We start from the raw sequence: 12,468 nt of genomic DNA, 5'->3' as shown, positions 1-12,468 counted from the left end.
TTAACTCAGTGAAATGGTGAGAGAAAAGGAGCGATCGGAAGAGGGTCGCGTGCCAGTGATATCGACATACAGCGTCCCGTCACTCTCCGACCGTTCGAAAGCAATCGCCGTCAGGCTGATCCGCGGTTCCCATTTCTGGATCGCGGAATAACATGCGGCCATAATCTGCAGGCGCAGCGCCGGACTCTGGGGCCTGTCGATCATCGCCGCCAGCAAGGAGCCGTACTCCCGGCGCATAACACGTGAGCCAACTGGCGTAACCAGAATGTCGCGCACGCTTTGCCTGATATGTTCCGCCTCTGAAATGCTGAGCCCGGTCTGACTGTTCATTCCCGTGTAACGCACCGTCATTGCGTCCCCTTAGTCCAGCTTCCGCCGCTTTGCACACTGCCGTGGGCATGGTTGTCCACCTGCACCCCATTGGAGGTGAATTTACCGCCGGAATGTTCAATATTTCCGGCCATCACGCCGCCCTTCTGCACCTCCAGAGAGGCGGTAATTAACTTGTTGGTACACACCACTTCAGGCGTATCCAGCGTGATACGGCTCTCTGCTTTCACCTGTACCACCGGAACGGTCGCGGTCAGCGATTCCGATGCGGTGATGGTTGCCGTTTTGATGCCGGTCGCGGTTAGCGCACCGTTGCCGGGCTCGTATTCGATAACCGCCCCATCAGGAAACGAGACGTGGAGCGCGTCAGGCGACTCAGACGGCGCCGGATGGTCGTCAGAGAAAATGCCTGGCAACACGAAGGCGGTATCCAGCTCACCGCCGATAGCCAGCAGCAAGACCTGTTCACCCTCGGACGGTGCCCACCAGACGCGCGAGCGGCCTGCGCGGCAGGTCAGCCAGTTCAGCCAGGTGGTTTTCATCCCCCCGGACTGGACGCGGCAGAGCCCTCGTTTGAGGTCGACATCGGTCACAACACCGAGACGAATAAGATTGCGGATCGCGCGAGCGATGCCGTGCATGGAAGTTAGCGTATTCATAAGAAGAGAATGCCGCTCAGGGCGATCGGCAGCAACGAGGCGGGGTTTTATGCGGGATGAAACAACAACTATGGCCAGCCGACAGGACTGTGGGCTGGCCATCCGCGCGGTTACGTCAGGCCTCCCACCGGCTGACCAGTTCACCGTTGACGTATAGCTCCATCGGACGTGTGACGGGTTCTGGCAGCGGTGGCTCCGGAGAATAGGTGGCAAGCAAGGTCCCTTCATTCTCAGACACCAGAATCCGCTCGGTTAACTGCAGGCTGAAGCTGATATCTGAGGTTTCATCGTCATTGAAGACAACCTGAAAGAGATACCCCTTTTTCCGCCCCTCATCGAGGGTAAAAATATCCGGCTGGTTTTCCCGAAGCCAGGCCAGCACCGGGACGAAAATCCCCTCGCTGTCACCGGAAAAACCGCTGACGTTCGCCTTAAGCTCATATTGTTTTTCGAACGAGAGCGAGGCCGCCAGACGCGCATCGATGTTACCGCTGCCGACGGTCATCCGTAAGCGCTCCGGGTTTGCGCGCAGTTGTGGAACAGCGTCAATTAATGCCTGACGCAGGCTCTTGAGTTTGTGCATCGAGTTTATCCTGACAGTCTTTAATGGTTTCAACCTGCAAGGCGCAGGCGATAAGGGCGTGCTCAAGCCTGCGAATATCGGCGCTCAGATCGCCGTTAGTGACAGGCTCACTTGCCGGCATCGGGCAGGCGCTCACCTTTGGGCAAGCGTTGTAAACAATGTGCGGCGGAGGCGCAGGCGGCGCGGGTGTGCAACCTGCGGACAACATCAGGCAGCTGAGCGTGATACCAGCGGCGTAGTGCTTCATTTTCATTCATCAATCTCCTGAGAGCCGCTTCGCGCCTTGCCATCTCCTCAGCGGTAACGGCAAGCGCATCGCGGAGCCTGACCTGCGCGTTTTCATTTTCTCTGGCCATCCGTTGCGACACGGCCAGCTGATGGTTCAGCGCGTGAATCGTGTTTTTTTGTTCAGCGGCGATCTGGTTGGCTTTGGCAAAGGAGCGGGACAGGTTCAGATTGTCATGACGAAACCACAGGGTAATGGCCATCAACACAGCCAGCATCAGCAGGAGAGTTCTCATCCCGCCCCCTTCATGCACCAGGCCTTTTCACGGGCCCGACGGTTTTCAAGCCCGGCGTTCTTCTTCCCGTTGACATACACCCAGCGGGTCAGCTGATCGCAGGCCTGCGGCCACTGTTTGTGATGAATAAACGCCACCAGCGTCGAACGGCAGGCGGCACCGGTTCCCACGTTAAAGGCAAAACTGACCAGCGCGTCATAGACCCGGGGTGGCATCTCCACCGGCGCGCATGCGGCAAGCCGTTTCTCAACCGTCAGAACGTCGGCGATCAGGTTCGCCGCCGCGTCACGCTCGGTGATCGCCTGCGTCGGTACAACGCCTGCCGTATGGCCAATGCCTGACGTCCATACGCCCGCGCTACAGCGGTAGGGCGAAAGACGGCAGCCTTCGAGATTGGCAATTAACGCCAGCCCTTCAGGCGAGGTGTGCAGTAATCGAAAGTCAGGCATGAGCACCGCCAGGGCAAGGACGCTGGCGACGCTGCAACGCTTAATGATTGAGTTCACGAATACTCTTCTTATCGAGGCCCAGAGATTTGAGATAGCGCCAGGTTTTTCGCTTAAACCAGTAATTCGTCAGCGCGGTAAAAATGGCGCAGAGGCTTCCCACGTACAGCGCCACTTTTTCAGGAGACATCGCCCCGAACCAGGCCAGCGCCACGGCCAGCCAGTAGGCAATAAACGTGGTGACTTTCTCCAGACTCAGTCCCATAGGTTCACGGATTCTTTTCTGGGTGCGCTATCGACCTCTGGCATGTCTACTGCCGTACCATGGGGTAAGACAACGCCATACTCAGCAAGGCCAGGATTGGCTTTCAGAACGGGTTCGACTACGCCTGCCGTGCGCCCGTAATAACGGGCACAGATGGCATCAAGCGTATCTCCCTGCATTGCATAGATCTTCATCAGACGCTCCAACATCCGGATTTCCAGGTACTGTAGAGTTTCCAGAGCCAGCGCCCTTTCCGCTACCGCAGGCGGATGGACAATCGCGGACACAACAGGCTGTCCGCGTACGACAGAACGCGGCTTAAATCTGAATGAAGGTTGATGCCCGGGAAAGGGCAGACGCTAGCGCCAGCTCTCGTCTTCCCAGACTTCCCGAAGAATGTTGTCTAACGCTTCGCGCTCGGCCTCGCCGTTGATGCCCAGCAGCTCGACGCCCGTCATGGAGCCTTCTTTCACCGTCACCTGTGTTGACGGGAACAGAGGCCTTATTCTGCGGGTGAGTTCGCACTGGAAGGCCTCCACGACGGAAGGGCCAATGTGCTGATCTTTATCCAGGGTAATATTCACCCGCACATTGCCTTCTTTTTTGATTCGTTCTGGAACAGGCGATGCCGAGAAAACAACGGTAAACGCGTTGTTTTTGATTAAATTCCCTCTCGCTATCTCAGCAATAAGATTCAGGGCAATTTCACGATCTCTCTCCTGACATGTTCCTTCCGTCGTCAGTCGCGCAATCATCTCGACTCGTTCAATCATGACTTGCTCATTCAACTCTCTGTCCACACAACCTCCACCACGAGATACTGTATAAACATACAGTATCACGTAATCATAAAAAGAGTGAAGCAAAAAATCAGACCTGTTTGCGGTATGTGCATGATATCGATGGAGATTAGCGCATACTTCCGGCGACCTGATGCCTTAAATGCCCGGTACGTTCAAGGATTGAACTGGCCTTATCCAGGTAGGGCGGGGGCAACTCGCGGTGTCGGTGCAGATGAGTAAAATCACCCGCCGTACAGTTATTGACAGAACTCCAAGAGGGCGCGGTGGCGCCCTTAAGGTCAACGGCCCGCTTCGGTACAATCTTCCACTGTTTGAGGCGCGTTAAAACCGGTGACCCGGCCCCAACGGCCGCATCGTAGACCCCGCGGATACAGACGGTTTCCTCGCCGTACTGGTTATATTCTTCCTTCAATTCGTAGAGCGTACGTACCTGCAGATCGTCACGACGGACAAACGGCCCGCCCTGGGCGTTCACATACCCCGCCCAGTCTCCGGCGTCCGCCGCGTCATGCACGGCGGCAAACTCCACGCTCAGGCCATGCGCCGTCTCGCGGTCGGCGAGACGGCGCAACTCCCGGTAGACCGTCACCGGCGCACCGCCAATAAACTGAAACTGACGGATGTGCCAGCGGGCCGCCCAGGCGGAAACGGCGGGTGCGGTCTCTGTCAACAGCTCGCCATTTTCATCATCAGTTTCGCCATCAAGCGCATAGCCATCGATATTCTTCGCGATGTATTTGGCGATATAGCCGGTAGCGCTGCCCTTCTCCGGGTCAATGGCTTCGGCATGAAAACGGGCTTTTTTCGCCCTGTCGCGTTGTAACTCGAAGGCATCCTCTTCGCAGGCATAGTCATTCATGATGCGTCTAACCCGCCCGGTATCCTCCGGCCGCATGAACACCAGCATATGCCAGTGGGGCGTACCGTCATGATGAGGTTCAGCAACCCGGATCCCGAAAATACGAATCCCTTCCCGGTGCAACTTCGCCCGGATACGCGCCCAGAGCCGGTTGAGATAATGTTGCGTGTCTGCCGGGCTGGCGCCGTTCCACTTGCCGTTACGGTAACCGGCCTGCACGGTCGCGTGATACTTAGCGGGGGCGGTTAAGGTGTAGAACTCGCCTGCATAGCCCAGCTCATGGCAGATATTTTCAAACCCGCGAATGCGGGTCATCAGTTCACAGCGACGTATTGCGGGGTTAGCCACCGAGCCATCGTATTTTTCGATCAGACTGATACGGTTACCCTCTTCATCTTCAAGCTCCAGTCCCTTCAGGAACTCACGCGTACGGCGCTTCTGCTCGCGCCACTCGGCGATGCACCGTTTGCTCGCATAGGCAGATTTCTTTTTGCTGACGTGACCGATGGCGATCTGCAGATGCTCCCGCCAGGCGGCCGCCATCCGACGCAGACGACCGCGCCACCAGGCCTCTGAAAACATACGGATCACCGCCGGGGCAACGTCCTCTTTGCAGAAGACGGTTTTGGACACGCGCTCCCAGTGGAGAGGAACCACGTTGAACTGACGGGTAATGACACCGGCGCGCTGATACCAGGCATGCAGCGTTTGATATTCACCCATGTCGGCATCGTCCATATTTGCCAGCTCGGCGCGAATAAAGCGGGCGATGTCAGCCCCCAGCAGATCGATATCCGCACGGGACATATCCGGAAGGCGGTTGAAGCGGGCGACCATATCAACCATCCGCGAGGCAAGGTATTGCCGCAGCGGCGTGTCGAAGTGGCCATCAAAAACCGCCGCGGAGACGCTCTCGTGCACGCCGACCCGGCTATATTGCTCAGCAACCCGCTGCAGGCGGGGTAATACCCCTTTACAGAAGCGGATCAGAAACGCATTGGCTCGCGGTGTGCCCTGCTGCTGTTCGATGGCGTCAACCATCCGCCACACTTCAGAACGGACGCATTCAGGCTGCAAAGAGAGGGCTTTTCTGGCTTGCAGCAGCGCCGCGAACAGACGATCGCGACGCTGCAGTTGAGAGTGTGTGAGATAGGGGCTGGCAATGGCCGTCCGTGGCGCATTCCACGGATAAGCACAGGAGATAGCCAATTCACCCTCCCCGATAGTGTTTGTTTTTCAGCTCCGTCATTTCCTGGCAGGTAACGCACATGGCCACGCCGGGGACGGCAATACGGCGCGCCTCGGGGATCGGGGCGTCGCACCCTTCGCAGAGAAAACGCGATGGCGACACAGGTCGACGGCGCGCGCTGTTAATGTGGCGCTCGCGTTCTGCCAGTTCACGCTCCTGCACCAGATCGATAAAATCAGCCATCAGTGCAGCTCCTGGGATTCACGCTCGTAACGGGCCGCTTCGTGACACAGCAGTTCAGCCACGTCTTCACCGCTCATGCCGGTTTTGTAAATGTGGCTGGCCAGCGCCTCAAGGCGCTGTGAAACCGCGAGCGCACGTGCTCTTCGCTCCTCGGTCTTCGCCTGCGCCAGCAGACGTACCAGTTTGTCTCCCTCGATCGGGGACGTGCGGTTTTCGCTATTTCGCATTACTCGTTCTCCTTAAATTCAGGCAATAGAATGCCCGGCGGGTTTACGCCATTACGTTTGGTTGGGGTTACATCGGCATGGTCAGCCGTTCGGGAAATAAGCTCACGACTGCACGAAAATGGTTCATGGCGGTAATCAGCGCCCTTTTCTCGTCAGTCGTCAGTTCACCGATCTCGCACGCATGACGGGTAGCGGGTAATTTCGCCAGGAAGAAGATGGCGGCCAGCGCGCGGGTGTTCTCTTCAAAACAGGGATCGCGCTTATCACGCAGCTCTGCAAAAAACCGCGTCAGCTCTTTCTCGCTATCGCCCCAGAATCTGGCGCGCAGTTCAGCCACGTGGTTAAGTCCGGACAGACGCGCCCCGACGCTGAGTGGAAAGCTTGCCTGAGCTGCTTCTATCGCCATATCACCCCTCGCTTCGTTTCCCGCAACGTGAATTATTCACCGATAACAAGCTGGAAGCGGGAATGGCCTAACGCCTTACGTAGCTGCTCCTCTTTCCAGCGCGCGTAATAGATACGGATGGGGCCACCTGCTTTTTTGCAGCCCTTGCGGATAGTGCGCGGCTCAATGGGGACCCGGGGGTTATCACCGGTCGTCCAGCGGTAGGCAGTACGTTCAGAAACACCTTCCAGCGCGGCGAATTGCTGCAGCGTCACCACAGGGGCTGGCACTTTGATGATTGCGATTTCAGAAGCCATGTTGCATGATTCCCATTTTGATAATGACTGCAATCTTTAGCCTCTGTTTGCCAACGTCTGCCGCTGATTGCCCGAATTTGCAATGATACTAATACCCAATTGAGTATTAGTAAACACCCAAAGGAATATATTTTGATTTTAGATTCTCAAGTGAATAATGAAGAGTTGCTCGATAGAATCTGTCAGGTATATGGTTTTACGCAAAAAATCCAGCTTGCCCGGCACTTCAATATTGCCGCCAGCTCGCTGCAGAACCGCTACGCACGCGGCACTATCTCTTATGACTTCGCCGTGCAGTGCGCCCTGGATACGGGTGCCAGCCTGCGCTGGCTGATGACCGGGCAAGGTTCTCAGTTTGAAGGTCAGCCTGCGCCGGGCGATCCTGTATCTGTCGCGTCATTCACTCTTAGTGATGGTCGACTGGAAGAAGATACTATTTTGAGTATCGATTCCCATTTATTCAGTAAACAACTCACCCGCGGCATCGCCGTCCGGGCTGAGGGAAAACTTCACTTTGTTGAAAAAGACGCATCGTTAACCGACGGGCTGTGGCTGGTTGAGATTGAAGGCACCACCAGCATCCGCGAGCTGACGCTCCTGCCGGGTAAAAAACTCCACGTCGCGGGCGGAAAGATCCCATTTGAATGCGGTATCGAGGAGATAAAAACGATTGGCCGTGTGGTGGGTGTCTACAGCGAGGTTAACTGATGGCGGTCCGTAAAAATCCTGCCGGTGGCTGGCTTTGCGAGATCTACCCCAACGGGGCAAAGGGTAAGCGCATCAGAAAGAAATTCGCCACCAAAGGCGAAGCGCTGGCCTTTGAACAGTACACCGTTCAAAACCCGTGGCAGGAGGAAAAAGAGGACCGCCGCACCTTAAAAGCGCTGATTGACGCCTGGTATAGCGCTCACGGTATTACGTTGAAAGACGGTCTTAAACGCCAGCTGGCGATGCACCATGCCTTTGAGTGTATGGGCGAACCGCTCGCGAGGGATTTCGATGCGCAGATGTTTTCCCGCTATCGGGAAAAGCGGCTGAAAGGTGAATACGCCCGTTCTGCCCGGGTAAAAGAAGTTTCCCCCCGCACGCTTAACCTTGAGCTGGCCTACTTCCGGGCGGTATTCAACGAGCTGAATCGTCTGGGGGAATGGAAAGGCGAAAATCCGCTGAAAAATATGCGCCCTTTCCGCACGGAAGAGATGGAAATGGCCTGGCTGACGCAGGAGCAAATCGCCCGGTTACTGGCCGAGTGTCGGCGTCATGACAACCCGGATCTGGAAAACGTGGTCAGGATTTGTCTCGCCACGGGCGCACGCTGGTCTGAGGCCGAAGGGCTCAAAAAAAGCCAGCTGTCGAAGTACAAAATCACCTATATCAATACCAAAGGGCGAAAAAACCGCACCGTCCCTGTCAGCAAAGCCCTGTATGACGCTCTGCCTGATAACAAAAATGGCCGTTTGTTCAGTGATTGCTATGGTGCGTTCCGCTCTGCGCTGCAACGGACAGGTATTGAGTTACCTGCCGGGCAACTGACCCACGTGCTGCGCCATACTTTTGCCAGCCACTTTATGATGAATGGTGGGAATATCCTGGTCCTGCAACGGGTGCTTGGGCATACAGACATCAAAATGACTATGCGATATGCGCACTTTGCACCTGATCATTTAGAGGATGCCGTTAAGCTCAACCCGCTGGCGGTGAGTGGCGATAAAGTGGCGGTAGAAATGGCGGATAATGGGTAACAGATGGCAAACAGTGGCAATCTATGTCAATGATAAATAATGCAATGCATTGATTTTCGGTTGTTCTGGTAGGAACTCATAATCGCTTGGTCGCTGGTTTAATTGCGTAGAGGAAACATGATGAAAATAATCAATGCTGCTTTATATGAGCGATTAAAAAGATGAAACGAGCAATACTATGGTTTCTGCAATCATATATTTATTACATCCCTATAGCACTTATCATTGCCGGTGCTTATATATTCGCGCGTTTCGTCCCTGACTATTTTGGTATTCTTACACTGGCATGGATCATCATCGTTACCTATTTCTATGTTAAACATAATCGTTGGTTCTGATCTGGCTCGGGCAATCAACATGCCACACGTGCGCAATAAAAAAGCAAACCCCGCACTCCCACGGTGTTGGCCCTGTTTTAAAGCAGTGACGGTCACAACAGGTTAAAACACGTAACGCATACCCAGCGTAAATTCGTTAGAGACAATATGCGCTTTCATCTGCTCGTCTTTTAAACCGCGCGCGTTAGTGAAATTGTTATATCCGCTTTCGATCTTGCCCATATCGATATAGCGATAGCCCAGATCGACATACAGACGTTCAACCGGCGTGTAGCTTACGCCCGCTCCTAACGCGTAGGTCAGGTTGCTTTGGGTGGTCGAGGCGTATTCACGTCCGGCGTTACCCTGCCAGCCGCCCGCTTTGATCTTGCTCACGCCAAGCCCTGCGGTGCCGTAAACAGAGACACCGTAGCCGAGTTCATAATCGCGGTAGACATTCAGCATCAGTCGTTCAGTTTCGGTCTGCAGGTGGTTAAAGCTGTTCGCGAATGTGCTGGAGCCGCTGGTGTACTCCGTTTTTTGTTTAAAGGTGTATTCCCCTTCGGTACGCCAGCCGTTACCGAACTGGTAACCTGCGGCAATCGCCGCGCCGCCAAAATGCTCTTTCTCTTTACCGCCCACAAACTGTCCGACACCCGGACGCGCGCTGGTATCCATCTCTTTCGCACGCTGTTCAATCTGCAGGTATTTTGCCGAACCGTAATACCCTTCTTCCGTATTTGCCGCCAGAACGGTAGCCGGGATCATCGCGACAGGCAGAGCGATTAAAAGTGCTTTCATCTTCATCTACACTCCATTGAAAAACAGTCAGTGAGACGAATCATAAGCAGTCCCGAAAGGGCAAACTATTAGGATGAATACGCGTTTTACCTGGTAATTTTACGTAGGGATTTGTCTCGCTTTTTGTCCTGTTTATTTTAATTTCAATCGGTTACTGGTTGGGGAAAACGCAGCAGAACAATCGCGCCATCGGTCGGCACCGATTCCAGTTCCGTCACATCCAGCGCGGTGTTTTCCGGCAAGCTCAGGCTATCGACCGTAATGCGGTTCACTCGCCACGGCGTTAAGTAACTCACCAGCAGCTCGCCTCTGGCATTGGTTGTGGAGCCAAACTGGTTATAGAAGCCAATGCCCGGCGAGTCCGGCACGTCCACCAGCGCAGCGGTGCTGCCGAGCTGTTGGCCAAGCGTCACGCCGCCTGCGTGTACCAGAATGCTGCCGCTGGTGTCGGCATGATAATCACGGCGCGTTCCGCCGCGTACCATACTGAGGTTCAGCTCGCCCGCGTTGTACTGATAGCCCAGGCTCGCAGACAACTCATCATTGCGGTGTAGGGTATGCGTCGCCTGCAGATCGTAACGCAGGCTGTAATCACTCAACGCCGAACCGTCCACATTCACTCCATGACTATCTTCCCCCCGGCTGGCGAGCTCGGTGATATAGCCGACATTACTCATCGTCCCCCAAAGGGATAAAGGCACACTGATGTTGAAACCCACGGTGGTTTCATCCGGGTTTTTACCGTAGCGTTCATAACCGCCGTACAGGCTGACATCCACGTTCTGTAAGGTCGCATCCAGGCTCAGCGTCATCCCCATGCTGCCTGCGTCAGGTTCACGTGACTTCAACCCGTGCCACGACAGGCTCAGGCTGGCGTCCTCGCCAAGATTCTGGTTAAGCTCCAGCTGCCCGCGCAGCGCCCGCCGGGTGACGTCATCGTCCCAGCCGTATCTCAGCAGCTCCGCCCGCGTGATTTTTTCTTCCAGCGACCGGTAACGTTCATTACGTGGATACCACTGGAGCTGAGCGGTGAGGCTGGTTTCGGTTGTAAAGAACGCTTTGGCATAGCGCAGACGCCACACCTTGCCCCGTAGCGTCTCCGCCTCTTGCGTATAGCGAGCCGCGCTGACATCTGCGGAAAACGCCCCCCACCGCCCGAGGTTAGCGCCAATACCCGCGACCTGGCTGAAATAGTGCTCCCCTTGCTGCAGCCCGGCAAACACGGTGACCTGCGGGGCAACTCCCCACGAGAACGTACTCTGCCAGAAGCGATCCTTGTCCCTGTCGATACCGTGAAAAGGCTTATACCGACCGGCGGCCAGTTCGTAGCTAAAGAGCCCGTGATGCACCAGATTGGGCATGCTGGAATAAGGCAGCAGGCGGGTACGCTCCGTACCGTCGCTCTCCTGCACCGTCAGTTCCAGGTTGCCGTCCGGGTCCGGTGGATAAAAATCGCGAATGGTAAACGGCCCGGGCGGGACGTGAATACGGTAAACACGTACCCCGTTCTGGTGAATGGTGACTTCCGCCTCTGTGCGGGCATAGCCGTTGATCCATGGGGAATAGGGTCGCCAGCTATCAGGGTACATCGCCTCGTCACTGGCGAGTGATGCACCGCGAAACGCCAGGCTGTCGAACATATTTGAAGAGGTATTGCCGTCGCCCAGGCTCACACGCGAACGCAGCGGCGTGATGCTGCGCCAGAGCGACATCGCATTGGTGTACGAACCGTGTTGTCCCTCTTTTTCACGCCAGAAGGTGTTTTGATAACGCAAACGCCAGGGGCCCACATTAAGGCCGTTGTCCAGGCTCAGCGTGGCGTCAGTACCGGAACGCTCCCAGTCATACTGCGCCTGGCTGTTATCCGCATCCAGACAGTAGTTGATAAACAGCGCGTTGATGCCATCATCCCAGCGGCTGGTGCTGACGCCGTTCTGCTGCGGGCTAATGGCGTCTGTCGGGAACAGAAGCGTCAGCAGTTGCGCCTGCGGGCGATACCAGTATTTGAGGTTAAACTGCTCCGCAGACTGTGGCGTCAGGCACCCTTTGGCATCCCAGACCAGGCGTGAAAGCACCGCGTCACGTACGCCCCACTCCTCCATCAGCGGCTGGCTAAGGCAAGGCCCTGAGGCAGACACCTCAAACGAAATCGCCCCTTTATAGAGGTTATTGAGGATCACCCACGTCTTTTGGCTTACCGCACGACTTTCTGCCATGGCGAACAGCAGCATAAAAAAGAGAAGATGGAGTCGCATCATGATGGCAGGCAGCGCAAAAAGGTGAGGAGGCTCACGCCCCCTCACCTGTTTTACAAAAAAGCGTTATTTCTGCAGGGAGGCAAGCGCGGCGCGTGCGCGGCTCAGCTCTTGCTGAATGCTGCTCAGATCGCTCTGTTTTTCAGCCAGTTTGCGCTGGTATTTCGCCACTTTCTTGCTGTCGCCTTTGGCTTTCGCTTCACGCAGATCGGCCTGAACCTCGGCAATGTCTTCACGCTTCTCGGCCAGTTTCTTCTCCAGCTTCTTCACCTCTTTTTGCGCGTCAGCCTGTACGCTTGCCGGGGTGCAGTGCGCTTTCACTTCAGCCAGCGCTTTTTTCAGGCCGTTGACCTTGTAGGTATTACCGTACTGCTGGGCGATACGGATCTCTTTTTCCAGTGCCGCGGCTTTGGCAGAGCAGCTTTCTGCCGCCTGGGCGGAGGTGAACATACCAACAGAGGCAATAACGGCCAGCGCGGATACGAGTTTTTTCATCGGAATATCTCCTTTATATGTGAACGTCCTC

The 12,468-nt window shown here is 55.7% G+C and carries 19 protein-coding genes; 2 read left to right on the top strand and 17 right to left on the bottom strand.

The window, feature by feature from the left end:
• The 14 genes from EQV24_RS13060 to EQV24_RS12995 all read right to left on the bottom strand — a co-directional run bounded on the left by EQV24_RS13060 (position 1) and on the right by EQV24_RS12995 (position 6,827).
• The gene (locus EQV24_RS13060; RefSeq protein ID WP_020689441.1) at positions 1-351 is read right to left on the bottom strand and encodes a GPW/gp25 family protein; all 351 of its coding nucleotides are present in this window, start codon (positions 349-351) and stop codon (positions 1-3) included.
• The gene (locus EQV24_RS13055; RefSeq protein WP_023621495.1) at positions 348-989 is read right to left on the bottom strand and encodes a phage baseplate assembly protein V; all 642 of its coding nucleotides are present in this window, start codon (positions 987-989) and stop codon (positions 348-350) included. The genes EQV24_RS13060 and EQV24_RS13055 overlap by 4 nt, the downstream gene beginning before the upstream one ends.
• Before the next feature lie 115 nt (positions 990-1,104).
• Positions 1,105-1,572, bottom strand: coding sequence for a phage tail protein (locus EQV24_RS13050; RefSeq protein ID WP_038420639.1), 468 nt, complete (start codon positions 1,570-1,572; stop codon positions 1,105-1,107).
• A complete protein-coding gene (lysC, locus tag EQV24_RS23830) occupies positions 1,535-1,780 on the bottom strand; it encodes an Rz1-like lysis system protein LysC (RefSeq protein WP_162837624.1) in 246 nt (81 codons plus the stop codon). The genes EQV24_RS13050 and lysC overlap by 38 nt, the downstream gene beginning before the upstream one ends.
• Positions 1,680-2,093 (bottom strand): Rz-like lysis system protein LysB, encoded by a 414-nt coding sequence (gene lysB / locus EQV24_RS13040; RefSeq protein WP_045902661.1) that lies wholly within the window; start codon positions 2,091-2,093, stop codon positions 1,680-1,682. Before lysB ends, lysC begins: the two co-directional genes overlap by 101 nt.
• Complete coding sequence (locus tag EQV24_RS13035; protein ID WP_058661836.1) at positions 2,090-2,599, bottom strand: lysozyme; 510 nt, start codon at positions 2,597-2,599, stop codon at positions 2,090-2,092. Before EQV24_RS13035 ends, lysB begins: the two co-directional genes overlap by 4 nt.
• Positions 2,583-2,804 carry an HP1 family phage holin gene (locus EQV24_RS13030; RefSeq protein ID WP_020689436.1) on the bottom strand — a complete coding sequence of 74 codons (222 nt, stop codon included), beginning with the start codon at positions 2,802-2,804 and terminating at the stop codon, positions 2,583-2,585. Before EQV24_RS13030 ends, EQV24_RS13035 begins: the two co-directional genes overlap by 17 nt.
• Positions 2,795-2,998, bottom strand: a complete 204-nt coding sequence (locus EQV24_RS13025) for a tail protein X (protein ID WP_028027926.1) — start codon at positions 2,996-2,998, stop codon at positions 2,795-2,797. The genes EQV24_RS13030 and EQV24_RS13025 overlap by 10 nt, the downstream gene beginning before the upstream one ends.
• A 165-nt stretch (positions 2,999-3,163) precedes the next feature.
• Complete coding sequence (locus EQV24_RS13020) at positions 3,164-3,604, bottom strand: DinI-like family protein (protein ID WP_130626666.1); 441 nt, start codon at positions 3,602-3,604, stop codon at positions 3,164-3,166.
• A 109-nt stretch (positions 3,605-3,713) separates the two neighbouring features.
• Positions 3,714-5,675: a replication endonuclease gene (locus EQV24_RS13015; RefSeq protein ID WP_130626665.1), complete on the bottom strand. Its 1,962-nt coding sequence runs from the start codon at positions 5,673-5,675 to the stop codon at positions 3,714-3,716.
• A 1-nt stretch (position 5,676) separates the two neighbouring features.
• The gene (locus tag EQV24_RS13010) at positions 5,677-5,898 is read right to left on the bottom strand and encodes a TraR/DksA family transcriptional regulator (RefSeq protein ID WP_038420647.1); all 222 of its coding nucleotides are present in this window, start codon (positions 5,896-5,898) and stop codon (positions 5,677-5,679) included.
• Positions 5,898-6,125 (bottom strand): DUF2732 family protein, encoded by a 228-nt coding sequence (locus EQV24_RS13005; RefSeq protein ID WP_038420649.1) that lies wholly within the window; start codon positions 6,123-6,125, stop codon positions 5,898-5,900. Before EQV24_RS13005 ends, EQV24_RS13010 begins: the two co-directional genes overlap by 1 nt.
• Before the next feature lie 67 nt (positions 6,126-6,192).
• Positions 6,193-6,531 carry a DUF5347 domain-containing protein gene (locus EQV24_RS13000; protein ID WP_038420650.1) on the bottom strand — a complete coding sequence of 113 codons (339 nt, stop codon included), beginning with the start codon at positions 6,529-6,531 and terminating at the stop codon, positions 6,193-6,195.
• 32 nt (positions 6,532-6,563) lie between these two features.
• Entirely contained in the window at positions 6,564-6,827 is a 264-nt protein-coding gene (locus EQV24_RS12995) for a hypothetical protein (RefSeq protein ID WP_014833350.1), read from the bottom strand.
• 132 nt (positions 6,828-6,959) lie between these two features.
• Here EQV24_RS12995 and EQV24_RS12990 point away from each other — a divergent pair, with 132 nt between their 5' ends.
• Positions 6,960-7,535, top strand: coding sequence for a phage repressor protein CI (locus EQV24_RS12990; RefSeq protein ID WP_130626664.1), 576 nt, complete (start codon positions 6,960-6,962; stop codon positions 7,533-7,535).
• Positions 7,535-8,569, top strand: coding sequence for a tyrosine-type recombinase/integrase (locus EQV24_RS12985; RefSeq protein WP_045902656.1), 1,035 nt, complete (start codon positions 7,535-7,537; stop codon positions 8,567-8,569). The genes EQV24_RS12990 and EQV24_RS12985 overlap by 1 nt, the downstream gene beginning before the upstream one ends.
• 440 nt (positions 8,570-9,009) lie before the next feature.
• Here the strand turns inward: EQV24_RS12985 and EQV24_RS12980 are convergent, their stop codons facing one another.
• The 3 genes from EQV24_RS12980 to EQV24_RS12970 all read right to left on the bottom strand — a co-directional run bounded on the left by EQV24_RS12980 (position 9,010) and on the right by EQV24_RS12970 (position 12,437).
• The gene (locus EQV24_RS12980) at positions 9,010-9,693 is read right to left on the bottom strand and encodes an outer membrane beta-barrel protein (RefSeq protein WP_061771921.1); all 684 of its coding nucleotides are present in this window, start codon (positions 9,691-9,693) and stop codon (positions 9,010-9,012) included.
• 137 nt (positions 9,694-9,830) lie between these two features.
• On the bottom strand, positions 9,831-11,903 hold the full coding sequence (locus EQV24_RS12975; RefSeq protein ID WP_243649047.1) for a fimbria/pilus outer membrane usher protein: 2,073 nt from the start codon (positions 11,901-11,903) through the stop codon (positions 9,831-9,833).
• A 105-nt stretch (positions 11,904-12,008) separates the two neighbouring features.
• Positions 12,009-12,437 (bottom strand): DUF1090 domain-containing protein, encoded by a 429-nt coding sequence (locus EQV24_RS12970; RefSeq protein WP_013098815.1) that lies wholly within the window; start codon positions 12,435-12,437, stop codon positions 12,009-12,011.
• Positions 12,438-12,468: the final 31 nt, after the last annotated feature.

It is taken from the genome of Enterobacter sp. A8, assembly GCF_004296595.1.
Classification (GTDB): Bacteria; Pseudomonadota; Gammaproteobacteria; order Enterobacterales; family Enterobacteriaceae; genus Enterobacter; species Enterobacter cloacae.
This window is presented reverse-complemented; position numbering and strand designations above follow the sequence as displayed.